This is a genomic window from Clostridium pasteurianum BC1, assembly GCF_000389635.1.
In the GTDB taxonomy this organism is placed as follows: Bacteria; Bacillota; Clostridia; order Clostridiales; family Clostridiaceae; genus Clostridium_I; species Clostridium_I pasteurianum_A.
The window spans coordinates 2,841,979-2,854,902 of sequence record NC_021182.1; the positions used below are offsets into that span (position 1 = coordinate 2,841,979).

The window sequence follows — 12,924 nt, forward strand, 5'->3', positions numbered from 1 at the left end:
ACTTAAACTACTATAAATACTATTTATTTTACTACACTATATTTGATTTATCATCTCCATATAAAAGTTTGGATAACTATTTTTATATTTGGATATACTATCGTAAAAACTGTTTCCCTTTTCCAAATCTTCTTTTATATCTTTTATATTTTTTTTAAGTGCTCTACTATAGGCTTCTTCTGAAAAAATATTTAACGCTTCTGATATGTTAAAACCTGCTGACAACATAGAGGATAATTGTCTTGAAAAAACAGAGATGTCTTTAAGATTTATTTTTGAAAAATGCTTTAAATACGCTAATTTATGAATGCTTTTGCACTGAAGGAGATAATAACCCTGTTCTCGTAACTGAAAGGATAAATCATCTTCATTTTTATAATAATTTAACCCCTTAAAACTTTTTCCACTATTATTAATTGCCCTAAACTTAAATAACTTCATCAGAATACTCCTCATTGCTGTATATGGTATTCCTGTACTCATGGATAGTAGTAATTCCATCTTTAATTAAAGCCACACAATTTTGTCTTAAGGTTTTCATTCCTATTCTCACACTATATTCTCTTAATTTTTCCGTACTTACGCCTTCATATATAAATTTCTTCATTTCATTATCTATTTTCATTATTTCAAATATTGCAATTCTTCCCAGGTAACCTGTATTGTTGCATTTTGGACAGCCTTTACCTTTAAATAAATATTGTTTTTCTTTTAAATTACATATTTCTCTTTCTACAGCATCAGGCATATATTTTTCCTTGCAATGTGGACATATTTTCCTAACTAAACGCTGCGCTATAACTGCTATTAATGCATCTGCCAATAAGTAGTGCTGCACTCCCATATCCATAAGTCTCAGCACAGTACCTGGTGCATCCTTTGTATGCAGCGTACTTATTACTAGATGACCTGTTATTGCCGCTCTAACTGCAACCTTAGCAGTTTCCTCATCACGTATTTCACCTACAGATATAATGTCGGGGTCTTGCCTAAGCAGGCTTCTAAGTCCTGATGGGAAAGTGAGTCCTGCTGTTTTATTTACATTTATTTGATTTATATTGTCAATGGTAAATTCAACTGGATCTTCAATAGTTACAATGTTTTTTTCTTCTTTATTTAATTCTTTTAGAATGGAATAAACTGTACTGGATTTGCCGCTTCCTGTGGGTCCACATAATAAAATTATCCCATTAGGTTTGGATATAATATCTCTTATAATATTAGCACTGCTGTGGGCCAATTCATCTAAGGAAATATTTTTTATAGTTTTGTAAAGAACTCTTATAACAAATTTTTCTCCATATATAGTTGGAATAGAAGATACTCTAAAATCATAGCCTGACTCATCTTTAATATAGTCTATTTTACCATCTTGAGGTATCATTCTCAGGGTTATATTCATTTTAGCCATGACCTTTATTCTTATATTGATACTTTTATAGGCAGCCTTAGGCAGCTTCATCAATTCCTGTAATCTGCCATCCACTCTTATTCTTATATATAAATAATTTTTAAATGGTTCAATATGTATGTCACTGGCTTTTCTTGCAATAGCTTGAGTAATAATTGAATCTATCAATCTTACAGAAGGCGAATCATTTACTTCACTATCATCAATATTGTTATTTAAACTTTTCACTTCAATATCTTTTTCCATTTCCCTTATAGCTTTTTTACTATCTTTCATCTCATAGAAAAGCTTTATATAGTAAAGTATTTGATCTTTACTGGCTTTAAAGGGGACTATATTCTTTTGCGTAATAAATCTTAAATCATTCAACGCTGCTGAATCTAATGGATTTTCCATTGCTACAAATAATTCACTTTCATTTTCTTTATATGGAAAAACGCAGTGCTTACAAGCTATAGACTTGTTTATAAATTTTATTGGTTCAGTGGATATTTGAAAATTATCTAAATCTATAAATCCATCTGAGTTATTATAAATTTCTGTTGACTTCTTAAACTTATTTTCTATAATTATCATCACCCTTTAAACTGCTTATTTTCTTCTATTATTTACCGTATTTTATTTTCCTAATCAATAAAAATAAAAATTTTTTCACAAATAAATTTTATTATATACTCTTATGTGAATTTCTTTTAAAACTTAAGTTAAATTATAGGTCACTGTTAATAAAAATAAACTCTTGTTTTACATATATCACAATAGTAAAATTTACATATAGACTAAAAAATCAAATTCTAAAATTAAAAAACTAGAGGTGTTTTAATGTTAAATTTTAATTATTCTATTCCAACTAAAATTTTTTTTGGTAAAGGCCAAATAAGTGTTTTGCCTGACCAAATACAAAAGTACGGTTCAAAAATACTTCTTGTATACGGTGGCGGCAGTATAAAAAGAAATGGTCTCTATGATGATATAGTCAATAAATTAAAGGAAAATTCTATTGATTTCTGGGAGCTTTCCGGTGTAGAACCAAATCCAAGAATAACAACTGTAAGAAAAGGTGTTGAAATTTGCAGAGAAAATAAAATAGACCTTGTACTTGCAGTGGGTGGAGGCAGTTCTATCGATTGTGCCAAGGTTGTAGCTGCTGGATATTTTTATGAGGGAGATACTTGGGACGTTGTTAAAAATCCAAGTAAGATCTCTAAAGTACTTCCTATTGCAAGCGTATTGACTTTGGCTGCTACAGGCTCTGAAATGGATGTCTTTGCAGTTATTACAAACATGGATACTAACGAAAAATTAGGAACTGGACATGAGGACATGGTTCCTAGATTCTCAATATTAGATCCTACCTATACCTTTACTGTACCTGCTAATCAGACAGCAGCTGGAACAGCTGATATTATGAGCCATATTTTTGAAACATATTTCAGCAGTACCAAAGGTGCATTTTTACAGGATAGGATGGCTGAAGCACTTCTTAAAACCTGCATAAATTATGGAAAAAAGGCAATTGATGAACCTGAAAACTATGAAGCACGAGCAAATCTAATGTGGGCTTCCAGCCTTGCTATAAATGGGCTGTTAGGCTATGGCAAGCATAAAAACTGGTGTGTACATCCTATGGAGCATGAACTCAGTGCCTATTATGATATTACTCACGGCGTTGGGCTTGCAATTTTAACTCCCTACTGGATGAAGTATATTCTAGATGACAGTACTGTAGATAAATTTGTAGAATTTGGCATAAACGTTTGGGGTATAGATTCAAATAAAGATAAATATGACGTAGCAAATACTGCTATCAATAGAACTAGAGAATACTTTGATTTGCTTGGAATTCCATCAAAATTAAGTGAAGTTGGCATAGACGAAGATAAACTTGAAAAAATGGCAAAGCAAGCTGTAAGAAAGGGGAAAATAGGAAGTTTGAAGCCAATAGATGATAAAGATGTGCTTAATATCTTTAAGGCTGCTCTATAAACCTCTATATAATAAAATTTAGACTCCCCATTAAAATCCACACTTTACTGTTATGAATATTGTTTACTACTCTAGAATTATTATTTTGCTTCAATGGAAATAAAAAAAGGTCACACAGAGTAAATTTACTTTGCGTGACCAATATAAGACTTGTAATCATTTATAATATTATAGGTGACTTCTTTTTCTTTAAAAATCCTACCTTCAAATTTAGAGACTGGCATAATTCCCATAACACTATTAGTTAAAAATATTTCATCGGATTTTAGCAATTCATCCTTACTAAATTTACCTTCTACTACAGAATAATTTTTAAATATATACTTTCTTATGGTTCCATTAAGCAATCCACAATTTATATCAGGGGTATATATTGTATTATCCTTTATAAAAAATATATTTGATACACTTCCCTCTGCAATTTCATTGTCTGAATTTAAAAACAAAACTTCATCATAACCTTCTTCTTTACATTTTCTATGCTCCAATATGTTATCAAGATAGTTTAAGGATTTCAAATAGGTAACAATAGAATCTTTATTTCTCCGCAAACTGCTTATTTTTAATTTAAATCCATTATCATATATGGCTTCTGTATAATTATTTTTTCTCCAGGTAAAAATATTGTTTTTTTCACTGACAACTAATTTTAGAACTCCATCCTTAAATTTTAATTCTTTCAGTGCATTTATTACTTCTTTTTCTTCTATTCTTTTATCTATTCCAATAGTTTTTAATCCTTCATTTATTCTGTCTATATGCTCCTTTAAAAATAAAATTCTATTATTGTAAATCAGCATAGTTTCAAAAAGGCCTTCTCCAAAATAAAAGCCATTATCAATAGATATTTTATCCTCTCTCAATTCACCATTTACAAGCATATAATTTTTACTCCTTCCGAAATATTTAGGATAGACATCTCATAAGAGCTTTTGCCTTATCTAGAGTTTCCTGATATTCATCTTCTCTTATTGATTCCCAGGTGATCCCTCCACCTACTCCGAAATAGGCTTTTTTATCCTTTATCACTATGGTTCTTATAGCTATATTCAAATCCATATTTCCATCAAAGCCCAAATATCCAATGCAACCTGTATATAGATTTCGTCTTGTAGGCTCCAGTTCCTCTATAATTTCCATAGCTCTTATCTTCGGAGCTCCTGTAATAGATCCACCTGGGAAACAGGCCTTAAGACAATCTAAGGCTGTAAGTTCATCCTTCAATACACCAGTTATAGTAGATACAAGATGAAATACAGTGCTATACTTCTCCAATTTAAATAACTCCGTAACCTTTACGGAATCAGCGTTGCACACTTTACTTAAATCATTTCTCTCAAGATCTACAATCATAAGTAATTCAGACTTATCCTTTTCACTTTCAACAAGTGTCTTTGCATTTTTCAAATCCTCACTAGCATTTCTTCCTCTGGGCCTTGTGCCTTTAATAGGTCTGGTTTCTATTATTTTATCTTTAATTTTTAAAAATCTTTCTGGTGAGGAGGAAATTATACTAAAATCTTCTATATTTAAAAAAGCCGCAAAGGGAGAAGGATTTATATATCTTAATTCTTTATATACCGCATAGGGACTTTTATTTGTTTCACAGGAAAAACTTTGAGTTAAATTGGCTATATATACGTCCCCGTTTTCTATGTATTCTCTTAGTTTATCTATGGAAGCTAGATAATCTTCCTTTGTAAAATTAGCTTCAAATTTATTTTCTTTTCCTTCTAAATATGTATATGTGATTTTATTTCCCCTGCTTATTCTTTCCTTTATGTGCTTAATGCTTTCTTTTGAATCTTTTAATATACCTAAAGCAGTTATATAGATTTTATTTTCCAAATTATCCTTAATTATAGCATTATCATAAAAATATAAATAAACCTCTGGTATTTTCATGTTATTCGATGCCATTTTTGGAATATTTTCTAATATTCTTCCTAAATCATAAGAAAAATACCCCATAGCCCCCCCTATATATGGAAGTCTAGTATTATTATTTATCTTATAATTTTTCATTATTCTTTTTATAGCTTCAAAGGGCTCATCAGTATCTACCACTTTACCATCTATAAAACATTTATTATCTTCGTATTTGAAGCTGCTAAAGACATTTATTCCTATGAAGGAGTATCTCCCCAGATTATTATGGTCTATACCACTATCCAGAAAAGTCACTGTCTTATCTTCCTTGAACAGCGAATATATATCAAAAGCATCTAAATAGGTGCTCATTTCTTCCATTAAAAAATTCATAATTACCTCTTATAATTTGCGACTTTAATACATCATTTTATCTATTAAACATGCATACTGTAGTTAATTATCTTTACTAATAAACTATCTATTTTTTTTTAATTACCCATTATTAACGCATATTCTACACAATGATATTTATGTTTTTGCCTCAATCATTTGAATTTTTATCCATTCAGTGGAATATGGGATGTTAAGCAAGTATATAATTTTAATTACAACCTATACACTTAGAAATAATAGTAAATTAAGGATAATTATAAGAAGGATAGTCTATATTTAATTATTTATTTTTTTATAATTCTTAGCTTCCTGTATAAAATTTCCCAGCATTTTATATCCGTCTTCAGTGAGCTCTGCTTCAGGATGGAATTGAACACCCTCTACTAAAAAATCTTTATGTCTGATTCCCATTATTATTCCATCGCTGGTTTCAGCAGTTATATTTAAACAATCAGGAAGATTTTCTTTACTTACCACAAGGGAGTGATATCTAGTAACCTTTACTGGATTTTTTATATTTTTAAAAACGCCTTTTCCATTATGATATATTTCAGATATCTTTCCGTGCATAGGTTTTTTACCCTTTATTATTTTCCCTCCAAAAGCATAGGCAATAGTCTGGTGCCCAAGACATATACCTAAAATAGGTATTTTACCACTGAATTTTTTTATTATTTCAATGCATATGCCTGAATCCTCTGGTCTCTTTGGTCCAGGAGATATTATTATACCCTGCGGCTTTATATTTATTATATCATCTATAGTAATTTTGTCATTTCTATAAATTTGTGTATATTCCTTTAAATTTTCAAGGTATCTTACCAAATTATAGGTAAAAGAATCATAGTTATCAATCATTAAAAACATTTTATTTTATTTCTCCTCAATATATAAATATAAAGACTTTATTAGACTTTATTGATAAACAGAATTCTTGGTATCAGATTGAATTTTTGTTTATGACCTCTGATAATTAGAAGTAGTTATCCAGTAACGTAGCCACTCTTTACTCCCACTTGAAGAAAAGCAGAGAACAAAAATCTTCGATTTTTTGTGAATCGCTTTCACAGAGTGCAAGTAGAGAGCCAAAATCTTAGATTTTGTGCGAATCACTTTCACAGAGTGTGATTGGAGTATTAGAGTGGGTAGTCATCGGATAAATCTATTTTACCACAAAAGTATATAGTACTGAATTTGTCAGACTAAAAAAATAAAATTAGCAAGAAAAACAACTTCTTCTCTTCTTGCTAATTTTTTCATCTTAAATTTTGAATTATATGATATGTTCCACTTTTATTTGTTACTAGATTCACTGAATTATTTTCACTTAAGTACATGTATATATTATTACCGTTAGTATCTAATCCGCAGAAGTAGAGTTTCCCGGAAGCATCTATTGCCATTCCTCCGGTTTCATCTACCAACTTAGGAAAATCATAGGTTATTCTTTTTAAGGACTTATTACCTATAGTTAATTTATACACAGAGCTGCCATTCATATTATTCTCTTTTCCAATAAAATAAATTATACCATTTTTATTATCAATAACATAATCTTCAATTTTGTCTATAGTATTTCCAATTAATATTGACTTATTAAGGTTACTGTCATAATAGTACATATTATTTGTATCAATATTGTTCTCTATATAAATAAAACTTCCATTAATTGTTGGAGCAAAAAAAGTACAGTATCCATTAAATTTATCAAATACTATCTTTCTTGTAGAGTTTTGAAAATCATAGCTATAAATTTTACCATAATCCTTTTCTCCTGATTGAACTCCATAATACAATAAATTATTTTCAGAGTCCCACCTATATAAATCTCCAGACACTATTACTTCCTTATCAAAATCAATTTTCTTTCCTGTAGAAGTATTATAAACACTTAAACCTTCAGCAGCAAAAGGAGAATCCTGTGAAAAACTTCTAAGTGCAATTCTTTTACCATCAGGGGATAGCCGTAAATCCCCATATGAATACTCATCATTGATACTATCTTTTTTTCCTTTGTAGACAATACTAATATAATTTTTTGTAAGATTAGTTCCCTGAGAAATTATATTAGTATACACTGTTGTGTTATTATTTGTATTGTAATTAATACTTGAAATATTATTTAAAACTCCTACTGCCTTAAAATCTTTATCATTTATACTATAAATTTTTTCTCCCGCATCTTCTTTAGATAACGCCATTACTTCACTAAATTTTATACTCTCATCTGCATTACCACTTCTCTCCGTATTACCTTTTTTATTTCCGCCATCACAAGCAGTAAATTCCAACATAAAAATTGCAATAAACATGAACAATATAGATTTCTTTAAAAATTTCATGTAAACTCAGTTGCTCCTTCAAAAATAATTGACATAAAATCATATTTCCTACACTCTTTATCTTTACAACTTTAAAATATCACCCCTTCACAGTATATTTATTTTATATAATTTACATTACTAAACATCTATTAGCAGTTATAAAATTATAAAAAATATTATTGAGTTATTTGCAATTAGAATTTATATAGTACGATACAGAAAAATAAACAACAATACAAAGAACAAGAGCACTTTGTTTTATTTGAATATGTTCAATATTAATGCTATACTAAAAAGGTTAATATTAATTAAACTAATCTTAAACTAATAATTAATTTTCTTTTTCACAAAATAATAATAATAAATTTTATGCTTAATGTATACAACTTTTAATAATATTTTACTGAAATAAAAAATATTACTATATTTAGACATGTACGGATAAATAGCAATTTAAAGGTAGGATACATATTTTGTATGATGATAGTGGTATATCACTGCATTTTGTTAACACAGTATGATTCAAGATAGACTGGCATACTTATTGATTATTTATTTGAATATGCCTTACATGGAAGGAATGATTTTAATGGCACTAGATGGAATATATATATATAGCATTCTATGCGAACTTAAGGACAAATTCATTGGCAGTAGAATAAGCAAAATAAATCAACCGGAAAAGGATGAATTAAATTTTCTTATAAGAGGAATTGATAATAAAAATTATAGACTTTTAATAAGTGCTAGCTCCAGCTATCCTAAAATACATATTACTAAAAACAGTAAACAAAACCCTCTTACTCCCCCTATGTTTTGCATGGTGCTTAGAAAATATCTTTTGAATGCAAAAATAGTTGACATAAGACAGGTATCCACAGATAGAATAATAATTTTTGACTTTGAAAGCGTTGATGATTTAGGTTTTAATAGTATATATTCGTTAATTGTAGAAATAATGGGCAGACATAGCAATATAACCTTAGTAAGGGCAAGAGATACCCTTATCATGGATAGTATAAAACATATTACTCCTGAAATAAATAGATTTAGATCCCTTTATCCAGGAATTGAGTATATATATCCTCCAAAAAGTGAAAGACTAAATCCTTTTAATTTCTCAAAGGAGGACTTTTTAGGTTATCTATCTAATAATAATATCTCTATTGACGAAAATATGTGTTCTAAAGTCTTTATTGGTGTAAGCAAACCACTTTCAAGAGAAATTATGTTTAGATTGCACTTAAGTATAGAAATAGACAATATTACCTCTGATAAGGCTTATGATTGCATAAATAATTTTTTTAAAGATTTAAAGGATCGCAAATTTTCCTATAATACTTATTCTGAAAATGATATTATAAAGGAATTTTCCTGTGTAAAACTAACCAATTTAAAGTCTATGGATGAAGCAGAATACTTTTCTTCATCGGAATTATTAGAGAACTTTTATTTTGAAAAGGATAGAGCTGATAGACTAAATAACCACAGTATAGACCTTCAAAGAATTGTTAACACTAATTTAGATAGATGTCTTAAAAAAGATGAAATACTAAAACAGAAATTGATAGAATGTGAAAGTAAGGATAAATACAAATTATATGGAGAATTGCTTACTGCTAACATATATTCCATAAAAAAAGGCAATAAAAATATAACTTTGCAAAATTATTACAGTGAAGCACTTGAAAATATAACTATAAAATTAAATGAAAATAAAACTCCTTCTGAAAATATTCAAATTTACTTTAAAAAATACAATAAGCTTAAAACCACAGAAAAGATGGCAAAAATACAATTAGAAGCAAATTCTAAGGAAATTGAATATCTTCAATCTGTATTTACTAACATTAAAAACTGTGAAGACTATAATGAAATTGAAGAAATAAAAAAAGAACTTATTGAAACAGGATATATAAAATTCAATAAAAAAAATAATAAAAAATCACCAAAGGCTTCAAAACCTTATCATTTTATATCCAGTGATGGTATAGACATTTATGTTGGAAAAAATAATTTTCAAAATGACTATCTTACATTAAAGTTTGCAGATAAAAGAGATATTTGGATGCACACTAAAAATATACCTGGTTCTCATGTAATTATTAAAAATTATGGTCCTATATCTGATAAGACGCTAGAGGAAGCGGCTGGCCTTGCTGCTTATTACAGTAAAGCGAAACATTCTAATAATGTGGCTGTAGACTATACAGAGGTTAAAAATGTGAAAAAGCCTTCCGGTGCCAAACCTGGTATGGTTATATATCTGACAAATAAGACTATCAATATTATGCCTAAAAAACTTGATCAGCACAAGTAAGTTATTGAGGATAAAATAATAGAAGGCAATCCTATTGCAAAAGCTTAAATATTCATGCTTGCATAAAATATAATTAATTACATGTAAAATAATAAGAACACTATGAAATTGGCATGATTTTCATAGTGTTCTTATTATTACAAATATATATTTGAATTCTGAAAATAAAAATTTTTTTAATACAAATTCTTTTTCATTTTACTCACTTTTACTATTTAAAGAAAAATCCAATATATCCATGTAATTTTGCCTTTGTGCAGACAATATATAATAATGTTTCAATTCCACCTAATTTTATATTTCATATATGCCTACAGAATCTTTGCCATCTAGTTCTGAAACTCTAACTGCTATAACTTCGCTATTAGAAGTTGGAACGTTCTTTCCTACATAATCCGCTCTTATTGGTAATTCCCTGTGTCCCCTATCTATTAATGCAGCAAGCTGAATCATCCTAGGCCTTCCACAATCTATAATTGCATCTATGGCTGCTCTGGCAGTTCTTCCTGTATGAAGTACATCATCTACCAATATAATCTTTTTATTTTTTATATCTAATTTTAATTCCTCTGTATTAACTATGGTTTCATTATCATTTTTAAGATCATCTCTGTATAAAGTTATATCTACACTGGCTACGGGTATAGCATTACCCTCTATGCTTTCTATAATTTCTGCAATTCTTTCTGCTAAAGGCACGCCTCTTCTCTTTATACCAATTAAAATCATATCTGCAGTACCTTTGTTTTTTTCAATAATTTCATGAGAAATTCTAGTTAAAGTTCTCTTAATAGCTTTTTCATCTAATAATACAGCTTTAAGCTTCATATATTATTCTCCCCTTTAGATTATCACTAAATCTTTTTTAACCTCAATCCCGCAACCAATTCATCAAACCCATTATTAAAAGTAAATCCTCTTTATAAAAAATATTTTTTGTAAACAAATATAGAAATACTATGCTCATATTTATCATTTATTAGTTCTACAGTTAAAATTAAAAAACCTTAACCAAAAAACGGTTAAGGAAAATTATTAACTAAATGAAACTAATAATATCCTTATGACCTCTCGGGTACATTTAAAGGCTATTTATTGATTGAGAATAAAGATATAATATCATACAATATTTTTTATTTCAATTCATTTCTTAAAATATCTATAATTCTAGTAAAATAAACAGGCACAGCAGCTTCAAACTCCATATACTTTTCACTGGAAGGATGAATAAATCCTAATTTCTTTGCATGAAGCATTTGCCCTTTTAAATTAAATCTTTGCTTTTTATATCCGTAAATAGCATCTCCCACAAGAGGATGACCCATATGTGCCATATGTACTCTAATTTGATGAGTCCTTCCAGTTTCTAATCTGCACTGAATTAATGTATTATTTTTAAATCTTTCTATGACTTTATAATGGGTAACTGCATTTCTTCCATCTTTCACTACGCTAATTTTGATCCGTTCCACCGGATGTCTTGCAAGAGGTACATCCACAGTTCCTTCATCAACTTTTATTAGTCCTTCTACCAAGGCTAAGTATACTCTTGTCATAGTATGCCCTTTTAATTGTTCTGCTAAAAATTTATGAGCCCTATCATTTTTAGCTACCACCAATACCCCGGAGGTGTCCTTATCTATTCTATGTACTATTCCCGGTCTGTTTACTCCATTTATTCCTGATAAATCTTTGCAGTGATATAATAAGGCATTGACTAAAGTACCTGTATAATTACCTGGTGCTGGGTGCACTACCATACCCTGAGGTTTATTTATAACTATCACATCGCTGTCTTCATACAATATATCAAGTTTTATATTTTCTGCTGCTACGTCTAATTCTTTATTTTCAGGAATATTAATACATACCTCATCATTAATTTTTAATTTGTAATTGCTCTTTTTACATTTATTATTTACCTGAACGCCGCCATCTTCAATTATCCCCTGTATATAGCTTCTTGACTTATCTTGCAATTTTGTACTAACAAATACATCTAATCTTGTATTCTCTTCAGGCTTTTCTACTTTAAAATTAAAGTATTCCATTATTATCATCCTTTAATAGACATAACGCAAGTAGTATAGTTCCTACTACCACAGACATATCAGCTACATTAAAAGTTGGAAAGCTGTAAACATCCTTGTAGTGAAAATATATAAAATCCACTACATATTTATTCACCAATCTATCATACATATTGCCGATAGCACCGCCAATTATAAAGCTCAAGCTTATTCTTATAAGCTTGTTTTTAGGTTTGTACTTAAATATAAAATATATTATCCCTATAATTACAAATATAGTTATTACTAATAAAAAATTGGTTTTTCCCTGAAATATACCCCAGGCAGCTCCCCTGTTTTCTAAATAAGACAAACTAAATATATTCTTAATAATAACTACATCATTGTTGTCTTTTAGAGTTTTTAATGCCCAAATCTTACTGAATCTATCAATTATATTTACTAATATAATTATAATTAGCTCCATATTTATCCCACCTTATCTCTGCTCTAATAAGGCATATAAAAAATAACAAATTTCCATATATTCACTAGTTATTTCTCTTTAGTCATCTTCGAATAAATAACTAGCCAGTATACTAGTCTATT

Annotated in this window: 11 protein-coding genes; 2 read left to right on the top strand and 9 right to left on the bottom strand. The window is 28.9% G+C overall.

Annotated elements, in window-relative coordinates; translation table 11 throughout:
- Window positions 1-36: 36 nt before the first annotated feature.
- Both CLOPA_RS13500 and CLOPA_RS13505 read right to left on the bottom strand, forming a co-directional pair.
- Window positions 37-441, bottom strand: coding sequence for a type II secretion system F family protein (locus CLOPA_RS13500; RefSeq protein WP_015616004.1), 405 nt, complete (start codon window positions 439-441; stop codon window positions 37-39).
- The gene (locus CLOPA_RS13505) at window positions 428-1,987 is read right to left on the bottom strand and encodes a GspE/PulE family protein (RefSeq protein ID WP_015616005.1); all 1,560 of its coding nucleotides are present in this window, start codon (window positions 1,985-1,987) and stop codon (window positions 428-430) included. The genes CLOPA_RS13500 and CLOPA_RS13505 overlap by 14 nt, the downstream gene beginning before the upstream one ends.
- Window positions 1,988-2,233: 246 nt before the next feature.
- Here CLOPA_RS13505 and CLOPA_RS13510 point away from each other — a divergent pair, with 246 nt between their 5' ends.
- Window positions 2,234-3,397: an iron-containing alcohol dehydrogenase gene (locus CLOPA_RS13510; RefSeq protein ID WP_015616006.1), complete on the top strand. Its 1,164-nt coding sequence runs from the start codon at window positions 2,234-2,236 to the stop codon at window positions 3,395-3,397.
- Window positions 3,398-3,522: 125 nt separating this feature from the next.
- Here the strand turns inward: CLOPA_RS13510 and CLOPA_RS13515 are convergent, their stop codons facing one another.
- The 4 genes from CLOPA_RS13515 to CLOPA_RS13530 all read right to left on the bottom strand — a co-directional run bounded on the left by CLOPA_RS13515 (window position 3,523) and on the right by CLOPA_RS13530 (window position 8,004).
- Complete coding sequence (locus CLOPA_RS13515; protein ID WP_015616007.1) at window positions 3,523-4,278, bottom strand: aminotransferase class IV; 756 nt, start codon at window positions 4,276-4,278, stop codon at window positions 3,523-3,525.
- Window positions 4,279-4,303: 25 nt separating this feature from the next.
- Window positions 4,304-5,659, bottom strand: coding sequence for an aminodeoxychorismate synthase component I (gene pabB / locus CLOPA_RS13520; RefSeq protein ID WP_015616008.1), 1,356 nt, complete (start codon window positions 5,657-5,659; stop codon window positions 4,304-4,306).
- 279 nt (window positions 5,660-5,938) lie between these two features.
- Complete coding sequence (locus CLOPA_RS13525) at window positions 5,939-6,529, bottom strand: anthranilate synthase component II (RefSeq protein ID WP_015616009.1); 591 nt, start codon at window positions 6,527-6,529, stop codon at window positions 5,939-5,941.
- Between the two features lie 389 nt (window positions 6,530-6,918).
- Complete coding sequence (locus CLOPA_RS13530) at window positions 6,919-8,004, bottom strand: hypothetical protein (protein ID WP_015616010.1); 1,086 nt, start codon at window positions 8,002-8,004, stop codon at window positions 6,919-6,921.
- A gap of 571 nt (window positions 8,005-8,575) precedes the next feature.
- Between CLOPA_RS13530 and CLOPA_RS13535 the strand changes: the two genes are divergently transcribed.
- Window positions 8,576-10,306, top strand: coding sequence for an Rqc2 family fibronectin-binding protein (locus CLOPA_RS13535; protein WP_015616011.1), 1,731 nt, complete (start codon window positions 8,576-8,578; stop codon window positions 10,304-10,306).
- Window positions 10,307-10,600: 294 nt separating this feature from the next.
- Here the strand turns inward: CLOPA_RS13535 and pyrR are convergent, their stop codons facing one another.
- The 3 genes from pyrR to lspA form a co-directional block, all read right to left on the bottom strand.
- Window positions 10,601-11,134 (bottom strand): bifunctional pyr operon transcriptional regulator/uracil phosphoribosyltransferase PyrR, encoded by a 534-nt coding sequence (gene pyrR, locus CLOPA_RS13540; RefSeq protein ID WP_015616012.1) that lies wholly within the window; start codon window positions 11,132-11,134, stop codon window positions 10,601-10,603.
- 305 nt (window positions 11,135-11,439) lie between these two features.
- Window positions 11,440-12,357, bottom strand: a complete 918-nt coding sequence (locus CLOPA_RS13545) for an RluA family pseudouridine synthase (RefSeq protein WP_015616013.1) — start codon at window positions 12,355-12,357, stop codon at window positions 11,440-11,442.
- Window positions 12,344-12,802: a signal peptidase II gene (gene lspA / locus CLOPA_RS13550; protein WP_015616014.1), complete on the bottom strand. Its 459-nt coding sequence runs from the start codon at window positions 12,800-12,802 to the stop codon at window positions 12,344-12,346. The genes CLOPA_RS13545 and lspA overlap by 14 nt, the downstream gene beginning before the upstream one ends.
- Window positions 12,803-12,924 lie beyond the last annotated feature (122 nt).

What these genes read in the sequence shown, in the direction of transcription:
- CLOPA_RS13500 (WP_015616004.1), bottom strand. Translation starts at nt 441, where the DNA reads ATGAAGTTATTTAAGTTTAGGGCAATTAATAATAGTGGAAAAAGTTTT.
- CLOPA_RS13505 (WP_015616005.1), bottom strand. Translation starts at nt 1,987, where the DNA reads ATGATAATTATAGAAAATAAGTTTAAGAAGTCAACAGAAATTTATAAT.
- CLOPA_RS13510 (WP_015616006.1), top strand. Translation starts at nt 2,234, where the DNA reads ATGTTAAATTTTAATTATTCTATTCCAACTAAAATTTTTTTTGGTAAA.
- CLOPA_RS13515 (WP_015616007.1), bottom strand. Translation starts at nt 4,278, where the DNA reads ATGCTTGTAAATGGTGAATTGAGAGAGGATAAAATATCTATTGATAAT.
- pabB (WP_015616008.1), bottom strand. Translation starts at nt 5,659, where the DNA reads ATGAATTTTTTAATGGAAGAAATGAGCACCTATTTAGATGCTTTTGAT.
- CLOPA_RS13525 (WP_015616009.1), bottom strand. Translation starts at nt 6,529, where the DNA reads ATGTTTTTAATGATTGATAACTATGATTCTTTTACCTATAATTTGGTA.
- CLOPA_RS13530 (WP_015616010.1), bottom strand. Translation starts at nt 8,004, where the DNA reads ATGAAATTTTTAAAGAAATCTATATTGTTCATGTTTATTGCAATTTTT.
- CLOPA_RS13535 (WP_015616011.1), top strand. Translation starts at nt 8,576, where the DNA reads ATGGCACTAGATGGAATATATATATATAGCATTCTATGCGAACTTAAG.
- pyrR (WP_015616012.1), bottom strand. Translation starts at nt 11,134, where the DNA reads ATGAAGCTTAAAGCTGTATTATTAGATGAAAAAGCTATTAAGAGAACT.
- CLOPA_RS13545 (WP_015616013.1), bottom strand. Translation starts at nt 12,357, where the DNA reads ATGGAATACTTTAATTTTAAAGTAGAAAAGCCTGAAGAGAATACAAGA.
- lspA (WP_015616014.1), bottom strand. Translation starts at nt 12,802, where the DNA reads ATGGAGCTAATTATAATTATATTAGTAAATATAATTGATAGATTCAGT.